Annotated in this window: 25 protein-coding genes; 11 read left to right on the top strand and 14 right to left on the bottom strand. The window is 66.9% G+C overall.

Annotated features, from left to right (window positions below; translation table 11 throughout):
- Positions 1 to 218: 218 nt before the first annotated feature.
- Both ACSFBM_RS21590 and ACSFBM_RS21595 read left to right on the top strand, forming a co-directional pair.
- On the top strand, positions 219 to 1460 hold the full coding sequence (locus tag ACSFBM_RS21590; protein ID WP_435486205.1) for a ribonucleotide-diphosphate reductase subunit beta: 1242 nt from the start codon (positions 219 to 221) through the stop codon (positions 1458 to 1460).
- Between the two features lie 197 nt (positions 1461 to 1657).
- Positions 1658 to 2212, top strand: coding sequence for a histone H1-like DNA-binding protein (locus ACSFBM_RS21595; RefSeq protein ID WP_435441280.1), 555 nt, complete (start codon positions 1658 to 1660; stop codon positions 2210 to 2212).
- A 113-nt stretch (positions 2213 to 2325) separates the two neighbouring features.
- Here the strand turns inward: ACSFBM_RS21595 and ACSFBM_RS21600 are convergent, their stop codons facing one another.
- The 7 genes from ACSFBM_RS21600 to ACSFBM_RS21630 form a co-directional block, all read right to left on the bottom strand.
- On the bottom strand, positions 2326 to 3228 hold the full coding sequence (locus tag ACSFBM_RS21600; RefSeq protein ID WP_435486206.1) for a carbohydrate kinase family protein: 903 nt from the start codon (positions 3226 to 3228) through the stop codon (positions 2326 to 2328).
- 64 nt (positions 3229 to 3292) lie between these two features.
- Positions 3293 to 4669, bottom strand: coding sequence for a zinc-ribbon and DUF3426 domain-containing protein (locus ACSFBM_RS21605; protein ID WP_435486207.1), 1377 nt, complete (start codon positions 4667 to 4669; stop codon positions 3293 to 3295).
- Positions 4670 to 4753: 84 nt separating this feature from the next.
- A complete protein-coding gene (gene prmA, locus ACSFBM_RS21610) occupies positions 4754 to 5638 on the bottom strand; it encodes a 50S ribosomal protein L11 methyltransferase (RefSeq protein ID WP_435486208.1) in 885 nt (294 codons plus the stop codon).
- A gap of 14 nt (positions 5639 to 5652) precedes the next feature.
- The gene (gene accC / locus ACSFBM_RS21615) at positions 5653 to 7002 is read right to left on the bottom strand and encodes an acetyl-CoA carboxylase biotin carboxylase subunit (protein ID WP_435441276.1); all 1350 of its coding nucleotides are present in this window, start codon (positions 7000 to 7002) and stop codon (positions 5653 to 5655) included.
- Between the two features lie 2 nt (positions 7003 to 7004).
- The gene (accB, locus tag ACSFBM_RS21620; protein WP_435486209.1) at positions 7005 to 7463 is read right to left on the bottom strand and encodes an acetyl-CoA carboxylase biotin carboxyl carrier protein; all 459 of its coding nucleotides are present in this window, start codon (positions 7461 to 7463) and stop codon (positions 7005 to 7007) included.
- A gap of 101 nt (positions 7464 to 7564) precedes the next feature.
- The gene (locus tag ACSFBM_RS21625) at positions 7565 to 8110 is read right to left on the bottom strand and encodes a TlpA family protein disulfide reductase (RefSeq protein ID WP_435486210.1); all 546 of its coding nucleotides are present in this window, start codon (positions 8108 to 8110) and stop codon (positions 7565 to 7567) included.
- A complete protein-coding gene (locus ACSFBM_RS21630) occupies positions 8111 to 8707 on the bottom strand; it encodes a hypothetical protein (protein ID WP_435441273.1) in 597 nt (198 codons plus the stop codon).
- A 111-nt stretch (positions 8708 to 8818) separates the two neighbouring features.
- Here ACSFBM_RS21630 and mpl point away from each other — a divergent pair, with 111 nt between their 5' ends.
- Positions 8819 to 10231 (top strand): UDP-N-acetylmuramate:L-alanyl-gamma-D-glutamyl-meso-diaminopimelate ligase, encoded by a 1413-nt coding sequence (mpl, locus tag ACSFBM_RS21635; protein ID WP_435486211.1) that lies wholly within the window; start codon positions 8819 to 8821, stop codon positions 10229 to 10231.
- Between the two features lie 5 nt (positions 10232 to 10236).
- Positions 10237 to 10746, top strand: a complete 510-nt coding sequence (locus ACSFBM_RS21640; protein ID WP_435486457.1) for a cupin domain-containing protein — start codon at positions 10237 to 10239, stop codon at positions 10744 to 10746.
- Between the two features lie 19 nt (positions 10747 to 10765).
- Here ACSFBM_RS21640 and ACSFBM_RS21645 read toward each other — a convergent pair whose 3' ends face one another.
- The 6 genes from ACSFBM_RS21645 to ACSFBM_RS21670 all read right to left on the bottom strand — a co-directional run bounded on the left by ACSFBM_RS21645 (position 10766) and on the right by ACSFBM_RS21670 (position 18013).
- A complete protein-coding gene (locus ACSFBM_RS21645) occupies positions 10766 to 11884 on the bottom strand; it encodes a 3-deoxy-7-phosphoheptulonate synthase (RefSeq protein ID WP_435486212.1) in 1119 nt (372 codons plus the stop codon).
- 229 nt (positions 11885 to 12113) lie between these two features.
- A complete protein-coding gene (locus ACSFBM_RS21650) occupies positions 12114 to 12647 on the bottom strand; it encodes a hypothetical protein (RefSeq protein WP_435486213.1) in 534 nt (177 codons plus the stop codon).
- A gap of 58 nt (positions 12648 to 12705) precedes the next feature.
- Positions 12706 to 14166 (bottom strand): metalloprotease TldD, encoded by a 1461-nt coding sequence (tldD, locus tag ACSFBM_RS21655; RefSeq protein ID WP_435441269.1) that lies wholly within the window; start codon positions 14164 to 14166, stop codon positions 12706 to 12708.
- A gap of 62 nt (positions 14167 to 14228) precedes the next feature.
- Positions 14229 to 15383: a rod shape-determining protein RodA gene (gene rodA, locus ACSFBM_RS21660; protein WP_435441268.1), complete on the bottom strand. Its 1155-nt coding sequence runs from the start codon at positions 15381 to 15383 to the stop codon at positions 14229 to 14231.
- Between the two features lie 32 nt (positions 15384 to 15415).
- Positions 15416 to 17251, bottom strand: a complete 1836-nt coding sequence (locus tag ACSFBM_RS21665; RefSeq protein WP_435486214.1) for a sensor histidine kinase — start codon at positions 17249 to 17251, stop codon at positions 15416 to 15418.
- Positions 17252 to 17257: 6 nt separating this feature from the next.
- The gene (locus ACSFBM_RS21670) at positions 17258 to 18013 is read right to left on the bottom strand and encodes a response regulator (protein WP_435486215.1); all 756 of its coding nucleotides are present in this window, start codon (positions 18011 to 18013) and stop codon (positions 17258 to 17260) included.
- Between the two features lie 406 nt (positions 18014 to 18419).
- Between ACSFBM_RS21670 and ACSFBM_RS21675 the strand changes: the two genes are divergently transcribed.
- From ACSFBM_RS21675 to ACSFBM_RS21695, 5 genes are read left to right on the top strand one after another with little or no spacing between them, the layout of a single operon-like run.
- The gene (locus ACSFBM_RS21675) at positions 18420 to 19013 is read left to right on the top strand and encodes a YqiA/YcfP family alpha/beta fold hydrolase (protein WP_435441265.1); all 594 of its coding nucleotides are present in this window, start codon (positions 18420 to 18422) and stop codon (positions 19011 to 19013) included.
- 47 nt (positions 19014 to 19060) lie between these two features.
- Complete coding sequence (locus ACSFBM_RS21680) at positions 19061 to 21127, top strand: ribonuclease catalytic domain-containing protein (RefSeq protein ID WP_435486216.1); 2067 nt, start codon at positions 19061 to 19063, stop codon at positions 21125 to 21127.
- 49 nt (positions 21128 to 21176) lie between these two features.
- Complete coding sequence (locus ACSFBM_RS21685) at positions 21177 to 22028, top strand: energy transducer TonB (RefSeq protein ID WP_435486217.1); 852 nt, start codon at positions 21177 to 21179, stop codon at positions 22026 to 22028.
- Positions 22029 to 22077: 49 nt separating this feature from the next.
- Positions 22078 to 22944 carry a shikimate dehydrogenase gene (aroE, locus tag ACSFBM_RS21690; RefSeq protein WP_435486218.1) on the top strand — a complete coding sequence of 289 codons (867 nt, stop codon included), beginning with the start codon at positions 22078 to 22080 and terminating at the stop codon, positions 22942 to 22944.
- Positions 22941 to 23684 (top strand): transglycosylase domain-containing protein, encoded by a 744-nt coding sequence (locus ACSFBM_RS21695; RefSeq protein WP_435486219.1) that lies wholly within the window; start codon positions 22941 to 22943, stop codon positions 23682 to 23684. The genes aroE and ACSFBM_RS21695 overlap by 4 nt, the downstream gene beginning before the upstream one ends.
- Here the strand turns inward: ACSFBM_RS21695 and ACSFBM_RS21700 are convergent.
- A complete protein-coding gene (locus ACSFBM_RS21700) occupies positions 23650 to 24066 on the bottom strand; it encodes a ribosomal maturation YjgA family protein (protein ID WP_435486458.1) in 417 nt (138 codons plus the stop codon). The two genes, ACSFBM_RS21695 and ACSFBM_RS21700, sit on opposite strands and share 35 nt — an antisense overlap.
- 9 nt (positions 24067 to 24075) lie before the next feature.
- On the opposite strand from ACSFBM_RS21700, the gene ACSFBM_RS21705 reads away from it, so the two are divergent.
- Together ACSFBM_RS21705 and ACSFBM_RS21710 are read left to right on the top strand one after the other, a co-directional pair.
- Positions 24076 to 24954: a 1-acyl-sn-glycerol-3-phosphate acyltransferase gene (locus ACSFBM_RS21705; protein ID WP_435486220.1), complete on the top strand. Its 879-nt coding sequence runs from the start codon at positions 24076 to 24078 to the stop codon at positions 24952 to 24954.
- 1 nt (position 24955) lies between these two features.
- Positions 24956 to 25945, top strand: a complete 990-nt coding sequence (locus ACSFBM_RS21710) for a phosphatidate cytidylyltransferase (protein WP_435486221.1) — start codon at positions 24956 to 24958, stop codon at positions 25943 to 25945.
- The last annotated feature ends 51 nt before the right edge of the window (positions 25946 to 25996 follow it).

A 25996-nucleotide genomic window follows, 5' to 3' on the forward strand; every position in this document is an offset into this window, starting at 1 on the left:
AGTGAAGCGCCGCGCGATGCATTCGAAATGCGCGCGCGGCGCTTCAGCGATTCAGCGAGGTGCATGCGAAAGACACTCGACGTTCACTCAATGACGGCATTGACTGACATCGCGCGATGCATGCGAGCAACATAACAACCACATAAATGGCGTGCGATGTGAACGAGCACTTTGCAACTCACATCGTTACTCCGATAATTTGAGCATTGGATTTTTCTATGTTGACCTGGGACGAAGAAGTCAAGCCCTCCTTATCAAAGGATATGCAACAAGGATTGCAGCACCACAACGCATCGACCGTCGGTTCGCCCGCAGGTCGTTCGTTGGATGCTCCGACTTCGTCGATTGCACAACCTGCTCTTCGCACCGTCGGCACGTTCGATGACGGCGCCGCGCCGCTGCGTTCGGTTGCTCCCGCAGCCGCAGCAACACCCGCCGTCGCCCAACGCGTCAAGGCTTCCGACAAGCGCATCATCAACGGCCAGACCGACGTCAACCAGCTGGTGCCGTTCAAGTACAAGTGGGCCTGGGAAAAATACCTCGCCACCTGCGCCAACCACTGGATGCCGCAGGAAGTGAACATGACGCGCGACATCGCGTTGTGGAAAGACCCGAACGGCCTGACCGAAGACGAACGCCGCATCGTCAAGCGCAACCTCGGCTTCTTCGTGACCGCCGACTCGCTGGCCGCGAACAACATCGTGCTGGGCACCTACCGCCACATCACGGCCCCCGAATGCCGCCAGTTCCTGCTGCGCCAGGCGTTCGAGGAAGCGATCCACACGCACGCGTACCAGTACATCGTCGAGTCGCTCGGCCTGGACGAGAGCGAGATCTTCAACGCCTACAACGAAGTGCAGTCGATCCGCGAGAAGGACCAGTTCCTGCTCCCGTTCATCGACGCCATCAGCGACCCGCACTTCAAGACCGGCACGCACGAAACCGACCAGACGCTGCTCAAGTCGCTCATCGTGTTCGCCTGCTTGATGGAAGGCCTGTTCTTCTACGTCGGCTTCACGCAGATCCTGGCGCTGGGCCGCCAGAACAAGATGACCGGCGCCGCCGAGCAGTACCAGTACATCCTGCGCGACGAGTCGATGCACTGCAACTTCGGCATCGACCTGATCAACCAGCTCAAGCTCGAGAACCCCGGCCTCTGGACCCCGGAGTTCAAGGCCGAGATCAAGGACCTCTTCATGAAGGCCGTCGAACTCGAGTACAAATACGCCGAAGACACGATGCCGCGTGGCGTTCTCGGCATGAACGCCTCCATGTTCAAGGGCTACCTGCGCTACATCGCCAATCGGCGTGCACAGCAGATCGGCCTCGAAACGCTCTTCCCGAACGAGGAAAACCCGTTCCCCTGGATGAGCGAAATGATTGACCTGAAGAAGGAACGCAACTTTTTCGAGACGCGCGTGATCGAGTACCAATCGGGCGGCGCGCTCTCGTGGGATTGAATCTTTCGACAAGAATTAGTGAATTCAAGAATTGCCCTTGCCACCGACTGCGCCAAAGAGCGCGGCATGGATGAGGGCTCAGGTGTTCATGGTGCTGGAGCTCAGATTCCAACGCCATGAATCACTTCACGCTACCCAACGTGCGTGGAGTGCTTCAATAGGTTGATTTTTTTCAACTTGATCAAGGAGAAATAGAAATGGCAACTGCAAAGAAAGCGCCGGCCAAGAAGGTCGCTGCAAAGAAGGCTCCGGCAAAGAAGGTCGTGGCTGCTAAGAAGGCTCCGGCCAAGAAGGTAGCCGCCAAGAAGGCAGCACCGGCAAAGAAGGTCGCTGCCAAGAAGGTAGCCGCCAAGAAGGCAGCGCCGGCAAAGAAGGTAGCCGCCAAGAAGGCAGCACCGGCCAAGAAGGCCGCCGCCAAGAAGGCACCTGCGAAGAAGGTAGCCGCCAAGAAGGCAGCACCGGCCAAGAAGGCCGCTGCCAAGAAGGCTCCGGCGAAGAAGGCCGCCGCCAAGAAGGCGCCGGCGAAGAAAGCTGCTGCCAAGAAGGCGCCTGCGAAAAAGGCTGCGGCCAAGAAAGCCGCGAAAAAGCCCGCTGCCGCCAAGCCTGCCGCTGCTGCCAAGAAGCCTGCTGCAAAGAAGGCTCCCAAGGCAGCAGCGCCTGCCAAGGCAGCTGCCGTAGCGCCCGCTCCTGCGGCGCAAACGACGCTGAACCCTCAGGCAGCCTGGCCGTTCCCCACGGCCAGCAAGCCCTGAGTTTTCTCAGCAGCCTTGAAGGCGCAAAGCCCGGCACCTCACGGTGTCGGGCTTTTTTCATGAGCGCTCGATGAACGAGCACAAGCCGGCGAGCCGGCGCGGGAAGAAGACGCTCAGAGGCCCAGGGCCTTGCGGTCGATCTCGTAGTTCTGCGGGCCACGTTGCGCGATCTTGATCGCGCCGACCTTGTTGCCCAACGCCGCGCACTGCGCCAGCGACCAGCCCTTTTCCAGACCGAACAGCAGCGCGCCGCGCCATGCGTCGCCGCAGCCCGTGGGCTCGACCACCTCGGTCGCCACCACGCCGGGCACATGCTCGCGCTCGCCGCCGACCCACACCTCGCAGCCCTCGCCCGCCAGCGTGACCACCAGGCCGCGCACGCGCTGCGAGATCTCGGCCAGGCTCCAGCCGGTGCGCTGCGAGAGCATCTTGCCTTCGTAGTCGTTCACCACCACCCAGCTCGCAAGCTCGACGAAGTGGCGCAGCGCCTCGCCGTCGAACATCGGCAGGCCCTGGCCCGGATCGAACACGAAGGGGATGTCCGCCGCGGCGAACTGCTCGGCATGCTGCAGCATCGCGTCACGGCCGTCGGGCGCGATGATGCCCAGCTTGATGTCGTCGCGCGCGGCCACCTTGGTGATGTGCGCCTGCTGCATCGCGCCCGGATGGAAGGCGGTGATCTGGTTGTTGTCGACGTCGCTCATGATCATCGCCTGCGCGGTGTAGGTGTCGTCGAGCTGGCGCACGAACTCGGTGTCGATGCCCAGCGTGCGCATGCGCTCCAGGTACGCGGCACCATCGTTGCCGAGCGTGGCCATGGGCAGCGCCGTGCCGCCCAGCGCGTTGAGGCTGTACGCGATGTTGCCGGCGCAGCCACCGAAGTCACGCCGCAGCGTCGGCACCAGGAACGACACATTGAGGATGTGCAGCTGGTCCGGCAGGATCTGGTCGGCGAACCGGCCCTCGAAAGTCATGATGGTGTCGAACGCGAGAGAACCGCAAATCACTGCTGCCATGGTTGAACCGTTGGTTGAAGGTAGAAGAATGAAGGACGAGAACGGGATGCGTGAAAGCACCCGTTCAGGGATAGAAGGCTTCGACGCGGTACCCCGCGATGGGCGGCAACGCCGCGGCCTCCGAGGCCGAAAGGCTCAGGGGCAGCGAGGCCGCGCGGTCGGTGCGCGCCTGCAGCACCGCCGGTGCGCCGTAGTCAGCGGGCATGAGCACGCGGCGCACCACGGCACGCTCCTGCGTGTCGAGCAGCGAGAGCTCGACGGCCGGCATGGCGAGCGGCACGGTGGCGCCGTTGCGCAGGGTGAAGCTCAGCCGGTAGTCGCTGGCGCCGGTCTTCTCGCGCGCGAAGGCCGCGCCTTCGATCACGATGTCGCCGATCTGGCGCAGGGCCGCAAGTTCGCAGTCGGTGTATTGGCACAGCATGGCGAGCGCGGGGCGCAGGTTGGGCTGGCGCGCGGCGATACCGTCGCGGTTGTGGCGCAGCACCTGTGCGGCAAGCAGCAGCACGGCAAGCACCGCCAGCACGACCAGGACCATGCGCACGCCCTTGCGGTGCCAGAAGCCCGGCGAGGTGTCGGCGAGCTCGTCCTCGTCGGCAAGGGGGTGCCCCACCGGCAGCTCGAAAGCCGAGGACAGCGAATAGTCGGGCTCGCTCGCCACCTGCACCACCGACCCTTCGGTGGTCCCGGCGGCCTTGGCGGCTGCGCGCTCGTCGCGTGCCTTGGCGTCCGCGATCTTGGCCGACTTGGTGCGGGCGCGGCGCAGCGCCTTCTGCATCTGCACCTGGTCGTGGTCTTTTTCCTGTTGCTCGCGCTCCCCTTCCCCGTCGTCGCTCGCGCGCTCGATGAGGGAGCGCACCTTGATGCGAGACGCAACCGGCAGCGGCGGCGCAGGCGGGCGTGCCGCAGGTGGCGGCGACGCGAGGTTGAGGTCGATGTTCGGGAACGGCGGCAACGTGCTCGGCGGCGGCTTCCACGCGGGCTCGGTGACATCGAGGTCGGACCAGGGCTCGTCCGCAGCGATGCCGTGGTCGGGCAATGTCAGGGAGAAAACGGGAGGCTTAGCGGGTTCGACGGGCTCGGGAGCGGGCACAGGCGCCGGGGGCGCCGGCTCTGCGCGCGGCGGCAGTTCGAGTTCTTCGTCGAAGAAGTCCGCGTCCTCCGACTGCGGCACGGGCACTGTGGGCCCGGGCGGCGATGGCGGCGTGATCTCAGGTGTCACCGACACCTGGGCCTTGGGCTCACCCGAAGGGTCGACCAACCCGGGCATGTAGCCACCCTGCGCCGGCGGCAGCGCACCGTCGGGTGCCTCGTGCAGGTCGAGCGTGGCGTCGAACACGTGGCTGCATCGGCCGCAACGCACCCACCCGTCGGAGATGCGAAGCTGGTCGCGCACCACCTTGAAGGTGGTGGTGCAGGCGGGGCAGCGCGTGACGAGGCTCATGACCGGGCGATTGTAGGGTTGGGCCCTCGCCGCGTGAGGGATGCGACGCGGCGCGAACCGCCGGCCGCGCGCGCCATCGACAACTCAGCAGCGCGCAGTCATGAGGATCCAGCCGTCCTCGGTGTCGCTGACTTCGAGCGCGGCGTAAGGCGCGTACGCTTCCTTCAGCTCGTCGGCCTGGCGCGCGAGGATGCCGGCCAGCACCAGCGATCCGCCGGCTTTTACATGGCTGCGCAGCAGCGGTGCAAGCACCTTGAGGGGCGTGGCGAGGATGTTGGCGAGCACGGTGTCGTAAGCGCCCTTGGCGGCTTCGGGCAGCCCGGCCTTCAATTGCACCGCGTTGGCCTCGGCGTTGAGCACGGTCGAGGAAACCGCGGCTTCGTCGATGTCGACAGCGTCGATATCGGTGGCGCCGAACTTGGCCGCGCCGATCGCGAGGATGCCGGAGCCGCAGCCGTAGTCGAGCACGCGCTGGTTGCCGAGCGCGCCCTGTGTCGCGATCCAGCGCAGGCACATGCGCGTGGTGGGATGCGTGCCGGTGCCGAAGGCCAGGCCCGGGTCGAGCCGGATCACCTGCTTCGCCTGCGCCGGCGGCTCGTGCCACGTGGGCACGATCCAGAACTCGGGCGTGATCTCGACCGGCGCGAACTGCGATTGCGTGAGCCGCACCCAGTCCTGCTCGGGCACCGACGCAATGCCCAGCACCTCGCAGCCTTCGAAGAAGTCCTGCAGCGCGAGCACCGATGCAGCCTCCTTCGCGAGCGCTTCATCGGAGAACAGCGCGATCACGCGCGAGCGCTGCCAGCCCTCCTTGGGCGGCGGCATGCCCGGCTCGCCGAACAGCGCCTGCTCGGCGTCGGTCTGCGCATCGGCGTCTTCCACCGACACGCTCAGCGCGTCGAGGGCGTCGAGCGCATCGCTGAGCGTTTCGACCCGGTCTTCCGGCGCCATCAGGCGGAGTTCAAACATCGCGGCGTCCCGGGTCAGCGCTTGTGCGCCGCCAGCCACTCTTCGAGGTAGTGGATGTTGGTGCCGCCGGTCATGAACTTGGAATCGACCATCAGCTCGCGGTGCAGCGGGATGTTGGTCTGGATGCCTTCGATCACGGTCTCGTTCAGCGCCGTGCGCATGCGGGCCATGGCCTGCTCGCGCGTGTCGCCGTAGACGATGATCTTGCCGATCATCGAGTCGTAGTTCGGCGGCACGAAGTAGTTGGTGTACGCATGCGAATCGACGCGCACACCCGGGCCGCCCGGGGGATGCCACATGGTGATGCGGCCCGGCGACGGCGTGAACTTCCAGGCGTCCTCGGCGTTGATGCGCACCTCGATGGCATGGCCGCGCATCTGGATCTGGCGCTGCGTGAACGGCAGCTTTTCGCCGGCCGCGACCATGATCTGCGTCTTGACGATGTCGATGCCCGTGGTGAACTCCGTCACCGGATGCTCCACCTGCACGCGCGTGTTCATCTCGATGAAGTAGAACTCGCCGTTTTCGTAGAGGAACTCGAAGGTGCCGGCGCCGCGGTAGCCGATCTTCTTGCAGGCGGCCGCGCAGCGCTCGCCGATCTTCTCGATCAGCTTGCGCGGAATGCCAGGTGCGGGCGATTCCTCGATCACCTTCTGGTGGCGGCGCTGCATGGAGCAGTCGCGCTCGCCCAGGTAGACCGCGTTCTTGTGCTTGTCCGCGAGGATCTGGATCTCGATGTGGCGCGGGTTCTGGAGATATTTCTCCATGTACACGGCCGGATTGCTGAAGGCCGCACCGGCTTCCGCCTTGGTCATCTGGATCGCGTTGACCAGTGCCGCCTCGGTGTGCACCACACGCATGCCGCGGCCACCGCCGCCGCCTGCCGCCTTGATGATGACCGGGTAGCCGATCGCACGCGCAATGCGCTTGTTGGTGGCCGCATCGTCCGAGAGCTCACCTTCCGAGCCCGGCACGCAAGGCACGCCGGCCTTGATCATGGCCTGCTTGGCCGACACCTTGTCGCCCATCGTGCGAATGTTGTCGGGCGTGGGGCCGATGAACTGGAAACCGCTCTGCTCCACGCGTTCGGCGAAGTTCGCGTTCTCGCTCAGGAAGCCGTAGCCCGGGTGGATGGCCTCGGCATCCGTCACTTCGGCCGCCGAAATGATCGCCGGCATGTTGAGGTAGCTCAGCGCCGACGGGGCCGGGCCGATGCACACGGCCTCTTCGGCGAGCTTGATGTACTTGGCGTCGCGGTCGGCCTCGGAATACACCATCACGGCCTTGATGCCGAGCTCGCTGCAGGCGCGCTGGATCCGGAGGGCAATTTCCCCCCGGTTTGCAACCAGGATCTTCTTGAACATGGTCACTCGATGATGAACAGCGGCTGGCCGTATTCGACCGCCTGCCCGTTTTCGCCGAGGATCTGGGTGATCGTGCCCGACTTGTCGGCCTCGATTTCGTTGAGGATCTTCATCGCCTCGATGATGCAGATCGTGTCGCCCTCGTTCACCTTGCTGCCGACCTCCACGAACGCCGCGGCGCCCGGGCTCGACGAGCGGTAGAAGGTGCCGACCATCGGCGACTTCACGGCATGACCGGCCGGTGCGGCAGGTGCAGCTTCGGCAGCGGGTGCTGCGGCCACGCCGGCTGCAGCCGGGGCGGCAGCGGCCTGAGGCGCCGACAGGGTTTGCACATATTGCACCGGTGCGGCGCCGCCGCCCTTGACGATGCGGACTTTGCCTTCGGTCTCAGTGATTTCCAGTTCGGAAATATTCGATTCGGACACCAGGTCGATCAGTGTCTTGAGTTTGCGCAGGTCCATGGGACTCCATTGCCGGCTTGGCCGGTCTTCAGGATATAACTTGTTCGAAAATCGTTGATTTTCGGCGTTCGGCGTCTAACGCCAGGGGAAGGGGGCTGATTCTAACCATGAACAAGTTCACGCCGCCAGGTGTCCAGGTCGGAGGGTTCGAGCTTGCCCATTTTACGGGCCGCCACCGAGCCGCCTCCATTGAGGACCAGCGTGAAGGGCAACCCACCGCCCGTGTTGCCCAGATTCTTGACCAACTCAGTTCCCTGCAGGCCCGCCAATCCAGTCGGGTAGGTGACGGGCGTGCGCTGCAGGAACTTGCGCACGGCGCTGGGCTGATCGATAGCCAATCCGACCACTTGCCAACCGTTAACGCCATGTTCACGGAAAAAGGCATCGATCATCGGCATTTCTTCGATGCAGGGCGGGCACCAGGTGGCCCAGAAGTTGAGCAGCAAGGGCTTGCCGCGCAGGCTCGACATCACGAGGTCGCCACCTTCGGGACGCTCGAAGCTCTGCGCCCAGAAAGTCGCATCGAGCATCTCACCGCCCGCGCCGCTGCCACGTTCCTTCCACCAGGCGCCACCGAGCCCGGCGGCCGCAGCCGCTGCCGCCACGCCGGCATAGAGCATGCCGCGACGGGTAGGCGAAGAAGTCATTCACTGGTCCTTTTCTTGTTCAATCAGTCGACGCAATGCGGGCAGGTCGCCGCGTGGCGCGCGTCCCTGGGCATCGGGCTTCAGGGCCCCGCGCAGGTCATCGAAGTCGTAGACCAGCAGGTGCACGCCGATTTCCTCGCCGAGCGCACGGCTTGGGGCGTGCACGCTCAAGGCCTCGACCTGCTCGCCATGGAAGCCGGTCACCATGCGCGGCTCATAGTCCACATGGTGATCGATCAGGGCGATTTCGGCCGACTTGGAATCATCGCAGAACAATTGAATATAAATGTCTGACAGACGGGTGGCGGTACCGTGCCATACCGCGCCGCCCACATGAGGGCGAAACACCGCCATGCGCTCCATCCATTCGAGCGCCAGCAAGCGCAATGCATGCAGTTCCTGCGGCTGGGTGTCGGCACAGAACAGCTCGATGTACTCGCGCACCTCGGCCTCGACTTCGTCGTTGTTCGGCAGCGCCGTGCGCGCCGACAGCCCCAGATCACGCAGTGCCCGGCGCTTGGCCGGACCGTATTCCAGTCCCTCCTCGACGACGAGGCGGGCTGCAGTGGCGGCAATTTCACGCTTGGACGTGTCCATCGGGGCATTTTGCCTGCTGAAGACATCCTCCACATCAACATCAGTACGAAGCACGGGACAAACGCGAGGGGGCCACGCGGGGCGCGCAGGTCGCCTCCCTAGAATCGACCGATGCACATTCATATTCTGGGTATCTGCGGCACGTTCATGGGCGGTGTGGCCGCCTTGGCGCGCGAGGCGGGCCACCGGGTCACGGGCTGCGACGCCGGCGTGTACCCGCCCATGAGCGACCAGCTGCGCGCCCTTGGCATCGACCTGATCGAGGGCTTCGGCGCAGACCAGCTCTCCCTTTCACCCGACATGTTCGTGGTCGGCAACGTGGTGTCCCGCGCGCGCCTGCCCGACGGCAGCCCCAAGTTCCCGCTGATGGAGGCCATCCTGGACGCGGGCAAGCCCTACACCAGCGGACCGCAGTGGCTCGCAGAGCATGTGCTGTTCGGTCGCCACGTGCTGGCGGTGGCCGGCACGCACGGCAAGACGACGACCACCTCGATGCTGGCCTGGGCCCTGGAACAAGGCGGCAAGGCGCCGGGGTTCCTGGTGGGCGGCGTGCCGCTCGACTTCGGGGTGTCGGCCCGGCTGGGCGACGGCCCGGCCTTCGTCATCGAGGCGGACGAGTACGACACTGCCTTCTTCGACAAACGCAGCAAGTTCGTGCATTACCGGCCTCGCACTGCCGTGCTGAACAACCTCGAGTTCGATCACGCCGACATCTTCGACGACCTTGCCGCCATCGAACGCCAGTTTCATCACCTCGTGCGCACGGTGCCGAGCACCGGGCGGCTGGTGGTGAACGCGACCGAAGACAGCCTGCAGCGCGTGCTGGCGCAGGGCTGCTGGAGCGAACTGGCGCGCTTCGGTGCCGGCGGAGCGAATACGCAGTGGCAGGCGCGCGGCACGCACGATGCCTTCGACGTGCTTCGGCGCGGCGAGGCGGTCGGCCGGGTCGAATGGGAACTCTCTGGCCTGCACAACCAGATGAATGCATTGGCGGCCATCGCCGCGGCCGAGCATGTCGGCGTGGCGCCAGCCGAGGCGGCTCGGGCGCTGGGCAGCTTCCGCAACGTGCGACGCCGCATGGAGCTGCGCGGCACGGTCGAGCGCACAGGCGGTGCGATCACGGTGTACGACGACTTCGCCCACCACCCGACCGCCATCCGCACCACGCTCGACGGGCTGCGCAGCAAGCTGGATGCAGCCGGCAAGAAAAGTGAGCGCATCCTCGCGGCCTTCGAGCCGCGCAGCAACACGATGAAGCTGGGCGTCATGGCCGCGCAACTGCCCTGGAGCCTGGAATCGGCCGACCTGTCGTTCTGCCACACGGCCGGGCTCGACTGGGATGCCGCCGCAGCGCTCGCGCCGATGGGCGATCGGGCGCAGGCGGCCGGTGCCATCGAGCCGCTGGTGCGGCAGATCGTGGCCGCGGCGCGGCCGGGCGATCACATGGTCTGCATGAGCAACGGCGGCTTCGGCGGTGTGCACGACAAACTGCTTGCGGCGCTGCGCGCGACGGCGGCATCATGAGCGCCATGCCCGTCCCACGCGCACGCGAGCTGATCGACACCCTGAAGTTGCAGCCCCATCCCGAGGGCGGCTGGTACAGCGAAGTGTTCCGTTCGGCCGCGAGCGTCGCGCCCACCGATGGCCGCGCAACGCGCAGCGCGCTGACCAGCATCTACTTCCTGCTCGAAGCGGGCCAGCATTCGCGCTGGCACCGGGTGCTGTCCGACGAAGTCTGGGTCCATCTGGAAGGCGTGCCGCTGGCGCTGTGGACCTGCGACGCCGCAATGCGCACCGCGCCGGCCCATGTGCGGCTGGGCCGGGTCGACGTCCATGGCAACCGGCCCCAGCACGTGGTGCCCGCCGGCCAATGGCAGGCCGCCCAGCCGATCCAGGGCCACACCGCAGGCGACTACACGCTGGTCGCCTGCATGGTCGGGCCGGGCTTCGACTTCGCCGATTTCTCCCTGGTGCCGCCCGACAGCGACGAGGCTGCGTCGATGCGGCACCACTGGCCCGACCTGGCCGGAATGCTTTAGAAGCCTGCCTCGGCGCCGGTCAGCCCCGGCGCCGCTTGACGGCTTGCGACAGCGTGTCGAGCACCTTCACAGAATCGTCCCAGCCGATGCATGCATCGGTGATGCTCTTGCCGTACTCGAGGCCCGACAGCTGGTCCTTGCCCGGCGTGAACTTCTGGGCACCGGCCTGCAGATGGCTTTCGACCATGACACCGAACACGCGCTTCGAGCCGCTGGCGATCTGCGCGGCGATGTCCGTGGCCACCTCGATCTGCTTGTGGTGCTGCTTGGAACTGTTGGCGTGGCTGCAGTCGACCATCAGCGTAGGCGGCAGCTTGGCGGCTTCGAGGTCCTTGCAGGCGGTCTCGACGCTGGCGGCGTCGTAGTTGGGCGCCTTGCCGCCGCGCAGGATCACATGGCAGTCGGGGTTGCCGTTGGTCTGCACGATCGCGACCTGGCCGTTCTTGTGCACCGACAGGAAGTGATGCCCGCGCGCCGCCGCCTGGATGGCGTCGGTGGCAATGCGGATATTGCCGTCCGTGCCGTTCTTGAAGCCGATGGGGGCCGACAGGCCCGACGCCAGCTCGCGGTGCACCTGGCTTTCGGTGGTGCGCGCGCCGATGGCGCCCCAGGCGATCAGGTCGCCGATGTACTGCGGCGAGATCACGTCGAGGAACTCGCTGCCCGCCGGAAGGCCCAGACGGTTGATGTCGATCAGCAACTGGCGCGCAATGCGCAGGCCTTCGTCGATGCGGAAGCTCTCGTCGAGGTACGGGTCGTTGATGAGCCCCTTCCATCCGACGGTGGTGCGCGGCTTCTCGAAGTACACGCGCATCACGATTTCCAGAGTGCCGGCGTACTTCTCGCGCTCGACCTTCAGGCGGCGGGCGTATTCGAGCGCCGCGGCCGGGTCGTGGATGGAGCACGGCCCCATGATCACCAGCAGCCGATCGTCCTTGCCCGCCATGATGTTGTGGATGCTGCGGCGCGTGCCTTCGATCAGCGTCTCGACGGGCGTGCCGCGAATCGGGAAGAAGCGGATCAGATGTTCAGGAGGGGGGAGCACGTTGATGTCCTTGATGCGTTCGTCGTCGGTCTTGCTGGTTTTCTCGACGCTCGCATACCAGCTGTCGCTGGCGGGGGCAGTGTTCGTGCTCATGGGTGCTTCCTTGTTGGAGTGAATATCGTCAGGGCATAAAAAAACCGCCGGGGGCTTGAGGCCACCGGCGGTTCTGGGAGGGTGTTCGTGTGCTTTACGCGCTCGCCTCTCGTCCGCCGGAAACCGGGAACCAAAAGTAGGCAAAGAAATAAGCGCGGAGGGCGGACATGTGGGCGGAATGTAGCACGGAAAAAGAAAACCCGGCACAGGGGCCGGGCGTTCGTTGTTCTTATCGGTAACCCGATTCGTTGGGGTTGTGGATGATCCAGATCAGGTTGCCGGCGGAGTAGTCGCCCATGCCGCCGCCCGCGAAGATGAGACGGCCCTGGCCCTTGTACGTCATCTCGAAGCGATGGCGGTCGCTGCCGAAATAGAACGGAATGAAGGCCTTGCCGGTCACGTAGGCGCCCTGGTCGGTCGGCTGGCCGGCAAGGTCGGTGACCTGCTTGGCGCTCATGCCGATCTGCAGCCGCGTGAACTTGCTGTTGCGCGCCGGGTTGCCGGTGATCTCGCCTTCGTAGCCGTTCAGGCCCTTGACGGTGCGGCCGCTGCCGGCCTCGACCTTCGACGAGTCGACCACGTTGCCCTGGGCGTCCATGCCGGCCTTGGCGCCGCCACGCGCCGGCGCCGTGGGCGTGACTGCGGGCGCCGCGGCGGTCTGGCTGCCAGCGGAACCGCCGCGCGATGCGCAACCCGCACCCGCCAGTGCCACGACGGCAGTCGCGGCCAGCAGAGCCGCGGGCGAATTGATCCTGATCCTCATCGATACGCTCCTTGTTTGAAAAACGACGGAGCGCAGCTTAACAAGCCTTAACAATCCCTCAGGCCGTGCCGCCCACGGTCAAACCATCGATGCGCAGGGTGGGCTGGCCCACGCCCACGGGCACGCTCTGGCCTTCCTTGCCGCAGGTGCCCACGCCCGAATCGAGCGCCATGTCGTCGCCGATCATGGTCACGCGGGTCAGTGCGTCGGGGCCGTTGCCCACGATGGTCGCGCCCTTCACCGGATACTGGATCTTGCCGTTCTCCACCCAATACGCTTCGCTGGCCGAGAACACGAACTTGCCGCTGGTGATGTCGACCTGCCCGCCGCCGAAGTTGGTGGCGTACAGGCCCTTCTTGATGCTGGCGACGATTTCCTTGGGGTCCTTGTCGCCGCCGAGCATGTAGGTGTTGGTCATGCGCGGCATCGGCACGTGCGCATAGCTCTCGCGGCGGCCGTTGCCGGTGGGCTTGACCTTCATGAGGCGCGCGTTCATCGAGTCCTGGATGTAGCCCTTCAGGATGCCGTCTTCGATGAGCACGTTGCGCTGGCTGGCATTGCCCTCGTCGTCGACGTTGAGCGAGCCGCGGCGGTCGGCGATGGTGCCGTCGTCGAGCACGGTGACGCCCTTGGCCGCCACGCGCTGGCCGATGCGGCCCGAGAAAGCGCTCGAACCCTTGCGGTTGAAATCGCCCTCCAGCCCGTGGCCGATGGCCTCGTGCAGCAGGATGCCGGGCCAGCCGGAGCCGAGCACCACGGTCATTTCGCCGGCCGGAGCCGGGCGGGCGTCGAGGTTGGTCAGGGCCGCCTTGACGGCATGGTCGACGTACTCGGCGATCTGCTCGTCGGTGAAATAGGCCAGGCCGAAACGCCCGCCGCCACCGCCCGAGCCGACTTCGCGGCGGCCGTTCTGCTCGGCAATAACGGTGACCGACAGGCGCACCAGCGGGCGCACGTCTGCAGCCAGCGTGCCGTCGGCGCGCGCCACGAGCACCACGTCGTACTCGCTCGCCAGGCCGGCCATGACCTGCGCCACGCGCGGGTCGCGCGAGCGGGCGAGTTTTTCGACCTTTTCGAGCAGCTTGACCTTGGCCGTGCTGTCGAGCGTGGAGATGGGGTCGACGCCGTCGTAGAGCGACCGGCTCGAAGCGATCTTGCGGGGCGGTGTCTTCACGCGGCCGGTGCGGCCTGCGGAGGAAATGGAGCGCACCGTGCGGGCCGCATCGAGCAGCGAAGCTTCGGAAATGTCGTCCGAGTAGGCGAAGGCGGTTTTCTCGCCGCTGACCGCGCGCACACCGACGCCCTGGTCGATGCTGAAGCTGCCGGTCTTGACGATGCCCTCCTCGAGGCTCCAGCCCTCGCTGCGCGTGTACTGGAAGTACAGGTCGGCGTCATCCACCTTGTGGGCGGTGATCTCGGCCAGGGCCTTGCTCAGGTGCGATTCGTCGAGTCCGAACGGCGTGAGGAGCAGTTGTTGCGCCGTGGCGAGGCGCTCGATGGTGGGTTCGCGAGAGATCATTCCGACATTCTAGGCAGCCACCCTCCTCCGCGCTGCCCCAAAGGGCACTCGGCGCGCCAGCGCTAGTTTTGCGCCAGCTTCCTCGCCCGGGCTATCGACATCAGGATGCCCAGCCCGAGCCCCAGCGTCACCATGGCCGTGCCGCCGTAGCTGATGAATGGCAGCGGCACGCCCACCACCGGCAGGATGCCGCTCACCATGCCCATGTTCACGAAGGCGTAGGTGAAGAAGATCATGGTCACGGCGCCCGCCAGCAGGCGCGAGAACAGCGTCGTCGCGTTGGCCGCGATGGTCAGCCCGCGGAAGATCAGCAGGATGAAGGATGCGATCAGCGCCAGGTTGCCCACCAGCCCGAACTCCTCGGAATAGGCCGCGAAGATGAAGTCGGTGGTGCGCTCGGGAATGAACTCGAGGTGCGTCTGCGTGCCCTGCATGAAGCCCTTGCCGCCCACGCCGCCCGAACCGATGGCGATCATTCCCTGGATGATGTGGAAACCCTTGCCCAGCGGGTCCTTGCTCGGGTCGAGCAGCGTGCACACGCGCTGCTTCTGGTAGTCGTGCAGCACCCGCCAGTCGACGCCATCGGCGCACAGCTGGGGCTCGAAACCCACGATCAGCGCGACGGCCACCGCGCCGAGCACCACCGGCGGCACGATCAGCTTCCAGGGCAGCCCGGCAAAGAAGATCACCGCCATCCCGGCCGCCAGCACCAGCAGCGAGGTGCCCAGGTCGGGCTGTTTCATGATGAGACCGACCGGCACCGCCAGCAGCACCGTGGCGACCACGAAGTCGAGCGGGCGCAGCTGGCCTTCGCGACGCTGGAACCACCACGCCAGCATCAGCGGCATGGCGATCTTCAGGATTTCGCTGGGCTGGATCACCACGCCCAGGTTGATCCAGCGCTGCGCGCCCTTCTTGGTGATGCCGAACAGCGCCACCGCCACCAGCAGCGCCACGCCCATCGAATAGAGCGGCACGGCGGCCACCATCAGGCGCTGCGGCGGCACCTGCGCCACCACGAACATGATGAAGCCGGCCAGCAGCATGTTGCGGCCGTGGTCGATGAAACGGGAGCCGTGGTCGTACCCCGAGGAATACATGGTCAGCAAGCCGGCGAACGCGAGCAGCAGCACGGCGAAGGCCAGAAAGCCGTCGAAGCCCTGGAAGATGGGCGCGATGCGACGCGCCAGGGAGGGCTGATTGAACACGGCAGACATGGGGGCGGATTATCCGCGCCCTGCCGGCCGACTCAATCGAAAGTGAGTTGAACGACCGTGCGCCCTGGTCGGCTTTCGACCGCCAGCCGGGCGCCGATGGCCCCCGCGCGCTCCGACAGCGCCCGCGGCGCGAGCGCTGCGTCGAAGCCCTTGCCGTTGTCGATCACGCGCAACAGCAGGGTTGCGCCCTGCATGCCGGCCTCGATGCGCAGCACGCCGGCCTGGGCGTGCTGCAGCACGTTCGAGATCGCCTCGAACAGCAGGAACTGCAGCTGCCGCATGGCCTGCGCGTCGAGCCGCGCCACCGGCGCCAGCTCGTCCACCGCCCATTCGAGCTCGATGCCCGCCGCCGCCAGCCGGGGTTCCAGCCGGTAGCGCGCCGCCGCCAGCAGGGCGCCCACGTCGCCCGGGGGCAGGTGGATGGAGTCGATCGACAGCTTGAGCTGGTCGAGCGAATCGCGCAGCGTGCGCAGCAGGTCGCCCGAACTGGTCTGGCCCGACTGCAATTGCCGGATGGCCGAACTGATGTGCGAACCCACGCCGTCGTGCATGTCGCGCAGGATGCGTTCGCGCTCGTGGGTGCGCGCCTGGTCGCGCGCCACCGCCTCGAGCTCCGCATAGGTGGCCGCCAGTTCACGCTCGCGCTGTGCCACGCGGTCGCCCAGCGCGGTGACCCAGCCGCGCGTCTGGACCGTTGCGGCATGGAAGCGCCGCAGCACGATGAGCAGCAGCGCCACACCGAAGAACACCGACGAATAGCGCACCCACGTGGTTTCGCCATAGGCGTCGCTCAGCCGGATCACCAGCCAGTCGCGCACGCCGAACGCCACCGACACCAGCGCCGCGCCGGCCACCAGCCACTGCTCGGTGCCCGGCCGGCGCACCGTGGCCACCAGGAACGCGCCCACGAAGCCTGCGACGAACACGATCTCCACGGCGAGCCAGCCGGTGAGCCACAGCGGCTCCTCGCGCCGCAACGCCAGCGAACTCGCCGCCACGGTGCCGGCCACCAGGGCGCACAAGGGCCAGCGCAGCCATTGCAGGCGCGGCTCGCGGGCCCATCCCGAGAGGTGAAAGCAGAACATCATGGCCGAGGCGGTCCAGCCTGCATAACAGGCCGCCATGAGCACGCCCCAGACGCCCCAGGGCAGCGGCGGCTCGGCGATCACGCCGTCGGCCACGCGCACCGCCCAGCAGAACTCGGCCAGCGCTGCCCACAGGTAGATGCCGTCGCGCCGGCTCGCGCCATGGCCCTGGGCATCGACCTGCGTGAGCCACAGCCCCAGCGCGATACCGCCCACGACCAGGCTGAAGGCGGTCAGCAGCACCGAGCCGGTGAAGCGCCACGCATACGCGCTCTCGAAAAGTTCGGTTCGCACCGGCGCCGCCGGGCCGATCACCACGCGCGACAGGCCCCCGCGCCGCGCGGTGTCGGCACGCAGGCGGATCTGCAGGAGGTTGTCGCCCTGCTTGAGCAACCGCCCGGGCACGGGCACATAGATCGGCGCCTTGGCATAGTCGGCGTCGTTGCCGCGTTCGGGGTCGCCGTAGACCTGCAGCAGCGCCCCGTTGAGCTGCACCTCGAAGACATTGCCGACGCGCGGAATGAAGATGCCCCACGGCGTCTGGGGCGCGGCATCGAGCCTGAACGGCAGGTCGAATCGCGCAAACCCGGGGCGCCCGTGGTGCTGGCGGTCCCAGTGGTAGGACAGATCGACCGGCTCGGTGCGGATGACGCCGTCGACCACGGTGGTCACGGTACCGCGGCGCAACTCGATGGGCGTTTCCGCCGCAGTCGCGACGCCCGAACAGCCGGCCACGAGCAGCGCCAGCCACAGCACCAGCAGCGACACCAGCCTCGGCCGCATCTGGCCTCAGCCCGGGTGTGACAGCAGGCCGAGCCGCGTCGCTTCGAACACCGCCTCGCTCTTGGAGTGCACCGCGAGCTTGCCGTAGAGGTTCTTGATGTGGGTCTGCACCGTGTGCACGCTCAGGCCCTTGAGCCGCGCGATTTCCGCATAGGAGAAGCCGCGAGCGATGAGCGTGAGCACCTCGTGCTCGCGCGCCGACAGCAACCCGCGGTCGGACTCCTCGGAAGGCGCCTCGAGGGCGGCGCCCGCCACGGCGGCAGATGCGCCAGGCAAGGCGGCCGACTGCAGGCTGCGGTACTTGGCCAGCACGCGCCGCGCGATCATGGGCGAGATCGGCGAGGCGCCGGCCTTCATCTCCACGATGGTCTGCGCGATGTCCTCCGGCGCGGCGTCCTTGTGGATGTAGCCGACAGCACCGGCCTCGATGCTCGCGAGCACGTTCTCCTCGTCGCCAAAGACCGACACCACCAGCGGCTCGCAGCCCGGAAAACGCGTCACGGCGTCGCGGATCACGTCCAGCCCGGTGCCGTCGGGCATGCCGAGGTCGACCAGCAACACATCGGGAATGGTGACCGTATGGGCCAGCCAGGCCAGCGCCTCCTGCACCGTGCCGGCGCTGCCGAGCCAGTAAAGCCGCGGGCTGCGCTGCACACTGGCTTCGAAGAATGCGCGCGCGCGACTGTCGTCTTCGACAACAAGCACGCCCCAGCGGCGTGGCGTGGCGTCGTGCTGAGTCTCGGTGTTCATGGGTGCAAGCATAAGCCGCGCGGTACACCGCACATCCCGGCGAGCCTCACCCGTTCATGGGATGCGCGCGGCAAGCCTCGCCACGACACTTTGCGCCGCTTTCAGCGGCCTGCGCAGCGCAATGGCACACCCTCACATGGCAGGCTTTGCGCAGACGAAGTAGTCCGAACGTAGACCATTCGAGCTTCCATGGCTGCGCTCTGAATACTTTTGAATTCCTTGCATGCGGCAACACCCGACAAGGGCGCATGCAGGATGCCCGAGCACCCTGGCAACAGTAAGCTGTGTCTTTACCTAAGAACCCCGCTCGGCGGGGTTTTTGTACGTTGGAAGCGGCCTCGCGAGAACAGACCTCATGCAAAATTACCCGCTTCCCGCAAGTGGGGGGCTACGTCGGCACCCACCTTTTTTTCCTCGCATGGATCCGCAAACCACTCACCTGTTGTACCTGCACGGCTTTCGCTCTTCGCCCCGTTCGACCAAGGCTCGAATCATGGCCGAGCGGGTGGCGCAGCGTCACCCGGATCTGCATTGGTGGTGCCCCCAACTGCCGCCGTCGCCGCATGACGCGATCGACATGGTGATGAAAGGCATCGCGCACTGGCCGCGCAAGTCGATGGCGGTGGTCGGCTCGTCGCTCGGCGGCTTCTACGCCACCTACGTGGCCGGCATGACGCGCTGCCGCGCCGTGCTGCTCAACCCCGCGGTGCATCCAGCGCGCGACCTCACACGCTACATCGGCGACCAGACCGTGTGGCACGACCCGTCCGAGCACTTCTACTTCCGTCCCGAGTACATCCACGAGCTGCGCGCGATGGAAGTCGGCCAGCTCACGCGGCCCGAGCGCGTCTTCGCGATCATCGCCAAGGGCGACGAGGCGCTCGACTGGCACGAAATGTCCGCGCGCTATCCCGACAGCAACATCAAGCTGCTCGAAGGCAGCGACCACGCCCTGTCGGATTTCGAGAAAGGCCATCTCGACGACGTGATGGCGTTCATCAACCCCGTCTGAACACGGCGGGGCCGGGCGCCCCCCTGCTGCATGGGAGAATCCCGCCCATGTTTGTATTGTTTGAAGAAGCCGGCAAGTACCTCGGCGGCCGCGTACTGTCGGAGGCCGAAGCGTCGGCGCAGGTCGAGCTCGACACGGGCAAGCGCGTCAAGGTCAAGAGCGCCAATATCGTGTTGCGGTTCGAGAAACCGTCGCCCGCCGAGCTGATCGCCGAGGCGCGCACGCTCGCCGCCACCATGGACCTGGACCTCGCCTGGGAATTCGCGGCCGAGGGGGAATTCGGCTTTGCCGATCTCGCGGCCGACTATTTCAGCGACAAGCCGTCGCTCGCACAGCAGGCCGCGGCATTGTTCGCGCTGTTCGAGGCGCCGCACTATTTCCGCCGCGCGGGCAAGGGGCGTTTCAAGAAAGCGCCGGCCGAGATCGTGCAGCAGGCGCTGGCCGCCATCGAGAAAAAGAAGGCCGTGCAGGCGCAGATCGTCGAATGGGCCGGGCAGCTGGCCGAGGGCGTGTGCCCGCCGCCGATCCGCGAGCAGCTCTTCAAGATCCTGTTCAAGCCCGACAAGAACGCCCCCGAATACAAGGCCGTGGTCGACGCCTCGCGCGCCACGCAGCGCGCCCCGCTCGACCTGCTTGAACGCGCCGGCGCCATCGACTCGCCCTACCAGTTCCACTGGCGCCGCTTCCTGTTCGAGAACTTCCCCAAGGGCACCGGTTTCCCTGCGCTCGCGGCACCGGCCATCGTGGACGACCTGCCCGTGGCCGCCGGCGTACAGGCTTTCTCGATCGACGATTCGCAGACCACCGAAATCGACGATGCGCTGTCCGTGCAGGGCCTGGGCAGCGGCACCGTCACCGTCGGCATCCACATCGCGGCGCCGGCCCTGGCGCTCACGCCCGGCAGCGCCATCGACAACGTGGCGCGTGCGCGCATGTCGACGGTCTACATGCCCGGCTACAAGATCACGATGCTGCCCGACGAGGTGGTCGACACCTACACGCTGCTCGAAGGCGGCGACCGCCCGGCCGTGTCGCTCTATGCGCGTTTCGACGAAGCCACGCTCGAGTTGCAGGGCACCGAAACCAAGCTGGAGCGCGTGCCGATCGTGGCCAACCTGCGCCACGACCAGCTCGATGCCGTCGTCACGCAGCCCTGGCTCGAAGACGCCTCCTTCCAGAGCGACAACACGCCCGACGCCGCGGCCAAGCTGCGCGCCCCGCTCTCCTTCCTGTTCCGTCTGGCGAAGCAGCTGAAGGCGCAGCGCGAGGTGGTGCGCGGCAAGCCCGAGAACTTCAACCGGCCCGACTACAACTTCCGCCTCGTGGGCAACGACGGCAAGGAGCCGGTCGGCAACGAGCAGGTGCAGATCGGCACGCGCCAGCGCGGCGCGCCGCTCGACCTGATCGTGTCCGAGGCCATGATCCTGGCCAACAGCACCTGGGGCAGCTGGCTGGGCGAACTCGGCGTGCCAGGCCTCTACCGCAGCCAGGCCAGCCTGGCGCCCGGCATCAAGGTGCGCATGGGCACGCGCGCGCTGCCGCATGCGGGCCTGGGCGTGAAGAGCTACGCCTGGAGCACCTCGCCCCTGCGCCGCTACACCGACCTGGTGAACCAGTGGCAGATCATCGCGGCCGCGCGCCACGGCAAGACCGCCGCGCTGGCCGCGCCGTTCAAGCCGAAGGACGCCGACCTGTTCTCGATCCTCTCGGGCTTCGATGCGGCCTACGCGACCTACAACGCCTACCAGGGCGGCATGGAGCGCTTCTGGACGCTGAAGTACCTGCAGCAGCAGGGCATCACCGAGCTGGAAGCCACCGTCATCAAGGACCTGCCCAACGGCGCGCTGGTGCGTGCCGAAACGCTGCCGCTGGTGTTCCCCGTGGCGGGCCAGCAGGAGCGCGGCGCGCGCCTGCGCGTGAAGCTCGGCGAGATCGACGAGATCGCGCTCGACGTGTCCGGCACGGTGCTCGAACGCCTGGACGCGCCTCAAACCGACGCGGCCGATGCGGCTGCCGACGAAGAGGGTGACGACGAAGAAGTGGTCGCAGGCCCGATCGCCATTGCCGTCGATCTGACGGACAACGAGGCCGCGCCCGAAAACACGCCCGCATGAACGCCGGCGGATCGTCCGGAGAAATGCGCCCCTGGAGGAGTTTCTAGCAATGAACTTCAAGGACCTCAGCACGCTGCAGATCGCTCTGGGCGTGTCGGTCATTGCGCACGCCGCACTGCTCGCGGTGCGCTTCGTCGACCCCGAGTCGTTCAACAAGGTCTTCAGCGAAACGCCGCTCGAAGTGATCCTGGTCAACAGCAAGACCAACGACAGGCCCGATGCGAACGCGCGCGTGATGGCGCAGACCTCGCTCGCGGGCGGCGGCGACCTCGACAGGGGCCGCGCAACCAGCCCGCTGCCGCCGTCGAGCTTCACCGCCATGGGCGATTCGTTCGAGGATTCGCGTCGCCAGGTCGAGGCGCTGCAGGCCCAGCAGATGCAGATGCTCGCGCAGATCAAGCGCGAACTGGCCGCCATGCCGGTGCCCGATCCGCGCAGCGCGGGCGAGCCGACCGAGGCCGCAGCGCGCGAGGAAAAGCGCCGCCAGATGGTGGAGCTGGTCGCCGAAATCGAGCGCCGCGTGAACGAGGAAAACGCGCGCCCCAAGAAACGCTACCTGAGCCCCGCCACGCGAGAAGCCGCTTACGCGATCTACGTGGACACGCTGCGCCGCCGCATCGAGTTGAAGGGCACCGAGAACTTTCCTTCGGCCGCCGGCAAGAAGCTCTACGGCGAGCTGAAGATGACCATCACCGTCAACTTCGACGGCAAGGTGCTCGACACCGCCGTCGATGAAAGCTCCGGCGACGTCACGCTCGACCGGCGCGCGCAGGCCATCGTGCGCAGCGTGGGCAACTTCGGCAAGTTCACCGACGCCATGCGCAAGCAGAGCGACCAGATCGTGCTGCAGTCGCGCTTCAAGTTCACGCGCGACGAGACCATCGAGCTCTCGTCCCAGTAACCCGTCAACACGACAAGACAACGCCACCGGCGGCAGCGGAGACAAGGCCATGGACCTGTACTGTGTAGTGGGCAACCCGGTCGAGCACAGCCGCTCGCCGCGCATCCACGCGCGCTTTGCCGAACTCTGCGGCCAGCAGATGGACTACGGCCGGCGGCTGGTGCCCCTCGGCGCCTTCGCCGAAGGCATCGCGGCCTTTCGCCGGGAGGCCGCCGAGCGCGGCGACACCGCGCGCGGCTGCAACGTCACCGTGCCCTTCAAGTTCGACGCCGCCGCGCTCGCGCAGCACGTCAGCGAACGCGCCTCGCTCGCGCAGGCGGTGAACACGCTGCGCTTCGCGGACGACGGCAGCATCCACGCGGACAACACCGACGGCATCGGCCTGGTCAACGACATCGTGCACAACGCCGCGGTGCCGCTGAAGGGCAAGTCGCTGCTGCTGATCGGCGCAGGCGGCGCGGCCGCCGGCGTGCTCGGCCCGCTGCTCGACGCCGGTGCGTCGCGCGTCGTGGTGGCCAACCGCACGGTCGGCAAGGCCGTAGAACTGGTGCGCCGTCATGCGGCCATCGCGCTGCGCCACGGCGCCGCGCTGGAAGCCTGGGCGCTCGACGAGGTGCCGGGCAGCTTCGACGTGGTGGTCAACGCCACGGCCTCCAGCCTCGCGGGCGATGCGGTGCCGGTGAACGCACGCGTGCTGCGTGCCGGCGGGCTCGCGGTCGACATGATGTACGGCCCGGCGGCCGCGGGCTTCATGGCGTGGGCCGAGACGCACGGTGCGGTCGCGCGCGACGGGCTCGGCATGCTGGTCGAGCAGGCGGCCGAGGCCTTCGAGATCTGGCGCGGCGTGCGCCCTCCGTCCGCGCAGGTGCTGGCGGAAGTGCGCGCATCGCTCACACCCGTCCAGGCGAAACCATGAAGGCCGTGCTGCGCCTGATCGCCTGCCTCGTGGTGGCGGGCGTGGCACTCGAGCTGTTCTTCGTGGTGCGCATCGCCACGATGGCCGTGGTCGATCCGCAGAGCACCGCCTTCCAGCGCTCCGAGGCCTGGCAGATCGCCATTCACCAGGGCCGCGGCGCGGGCTGGCGGCAGGAGTGGGTGCCCTATGCGCAGATCAACGACACGCTCAAGCGCGCCGTCATCGCGAGCGAGGATGCCGGTTTCGTCGACCACAACGGCGTGGAATGGGAGGCCATCGAGCGCGCGCGCCAGCGCAACGCCAAGGCCGAGGAGCTGGCGGCCAAGCGCACCGCGCGCGGGGTGGCGCGCGGCAGGCCGGTGCAGCCGGTGCGCCTGCGCGGCGGCTCCACCATCACGCAGCAGCTCGCCAAGAACCTGCTGCTGTCGGGCGAGCGCACCATGCTGCGCAAGGGCCAGGAACTGGTGCTCGCCACGCTGCTCGAGGTGTTTCTCGGCAAGCAGCGCATCCTGGAGCTGTACCTCAACAACGTCGAGTGGGGCGAAGGCGTGTTCGGCGCCGAAGCGGCGTCGCAGTACTACTTCAGGAAGCCCGCGTCGCGCCTGAGCGCCAACGAGGCCGCACGCCTCGCGGTGATGCTGCCGAGCCCCAAGTTCTTCGAGCGCCGGCCAGGTTCGCCCTACCTGAGCGCTCGGGCGTCGACCGTCATGGCGCGGATGTCCTCGGCCGAGCTGCCCTGAGCAAATCGCGCAGGCCTTCGAGCGCCAGCACCGCCGCAAAGCCGATCACGTAGGCCGCCACATCCCACCAGTCGGCCGTGCTGCCGAGCACGATGCGCAGCGCGCGGTTCGAAATGCGCAGGTGCCACACCGATGCCAGGTACTGCCCGAGTTCGACGGCACAACCCACGCCCAGCGCGGCCAGCGCCAGCGGCCACACGCGCGCGCCGATCGCCGTCTTGAACACGAAGTAGACCCACACCACGGCCAGCACGTCGCCGAAGAAGCTGCGCACCCAGCCCCATCGCGCGCCGACGGTGGCCAGCAGCACGAGCAAGATGAAAAGGGCCACCGCCCATGCCAGAGAAAGAGGATCGAAACGCCATCGCATGGCCCGTATCATCGCGCCCATATGCTGGCTAAGCTCACAGGTTGGTTGTTGTTGGGAATCGTCCGGTTGCTCACGGGCGCGCAAGCGCGCTGGTACGGGTGTCCACCGAAGGCCGAGCAACGCATCTATTTCGCCAACCACCAGAGTCACGCCGACCTCGTGATGATCTGGGCGGCACTGCCCGAGGAACTGCGCAGCATCACGCGGCCGATCGCGGCACGCGACTACTGGGCCAACACGCCGTTCAAGCGCTGGATCACGACGGAAGTGTTCAACGCGGTGTATGTGGAGCGCGCCGCAGCGGCAGCGGCAGAAGTTCCAGCGCCACCACCGCCACCATCACCCCCGCCACGTGCCGTCGCGGCGCCGCCAGCCGAGCGCATCGAGCCGTCGATGGAGCCGCTGCTTCCGATGTCGCTGCCCTTCGCGGACACGCCCACGGAAGTCGTGAACGACGTGCAGGGCCGGCTCGACCTTCCCGCCCCGCCACCTCCGGCACCGCCGCCACCGCGCGCGCCTGAACCACCGGCCATGCCAGCGCAGCCCGAGCCGCCAGCGGCCGACGCACCGCCTGCCCCCGACCCCTTGGCCCCGCTCATCGAAGCGCTGCGCAGCGGTGACTCGATCATCATCTTTCCCGAAGGCACGCGCGGCCACACCGGCGAGCCGCAGAAGTTCAAGTCGGGCCTCTACGCGCTCGCGACGATGTTCCCCGACGTGGTGCTGGTGCCGGCCTGGATCGACAACGTGCAGCGCGTCATGCCCAAGGGCGAGATCGTGCCGGTGCCCATTCTTTGCTCCGTGACCTTCGGCGCGCCGCTTCGCGTGGAAGACGGCGAAGAGCGCCGACCCTTCCTCGATCGCGCGCGTGCCGCCGTGATCGCATTGCGCGACGTCTGACATGAACCAGTTCCTGCGCAACCTCACCCCGACCCAGCAGGTCGCGGCCCTTTTCCTCATCGTCTTCGGCGTGCTCGTGATCGTGAGCACCACGGCCTTCTTCCTGACCTTCAGGGAACGCCGCAACCCGGTGCACGACGCCACCTGGCAAGCCGAGCTCGCGCACTTCCGCGCCCTGCTGGGCACGACGTGGTTCATGGTGATCATCTTCTGGGTCGGCTGGGCGCTCGGCGAGACCGTGGCCACGGTGCTGTTCGCGCTGATTTCCTTCTTCGCGCTGCGCGAGTTCATCACGCTCTCGCCCACGCGGCGCGGCGACCACCGCAGCCTGATCCTCGCGTTCTTCGTGGTGCTGCCGATCCAGTTCTGGCTGGTGGCCACGGCACGCTTCGACCTGTTCACCGTGTTCATTCCGGTCTACGTGTTCCTGGCCATTCCGGTGGCCAGCGCGCTGTCGAACGATGCCAGCCATTTCCTCGAACGCAACGCCAAGCTGCAGTGGGGCATCATGGTCTGCGTCTACGGCATGAGCCATGTGCCGGCGCTGCTGCTGCTGAGCTTTCCGGGCTACGAGGGCAAGAGCGCGTTCCTCGTGTTCTTCCTGGTGTTCGTGGTGCAGACCTCGGTGCTGGTGCAGCACCTGATCTCGCGCCGCACGCAGCGCGCGCCCTTCGCACCCAATGTGAGCCGCAGCTTCAACTGGACCAGCTGGGGCATCGGCATCGTGGTGGCCAGCCTGGTGGGCGCGCTGTTCTCGTTCATCACGCCGTTCAAGTTCGGCCAGGCGCTCGCGGTATCGGTCATCGCCTGCATCGCGGGGTCGATGGGGCACTTGGTGATGAAGGCCCTCAAGCGCGACCGGGGCATTCCCAACTGGGGCAAGAAGGGCGTGGGCGTGACCGGTGCGAACGGCCTGCTCGACCGGGTCGACGCGCTGTGCTTCGCCGCACCCATCTTCTTCCACTCCATTCGCTGGTACTTCAACGCGTAGACGGCCCCCACCTTGCAGGGGGGCCATACCTGCGGCCCGGCAAAGCCGGTT

It is taken from the genome of Variovorax pasteuri (assembly GCF_051216435.1).
Classification (GTDB): domain Bacteria; phylum Pseudomonadota; class Gammaproteobacteria; order Burkholderiales; family Burkholderiaceae_C; genus Variovorax.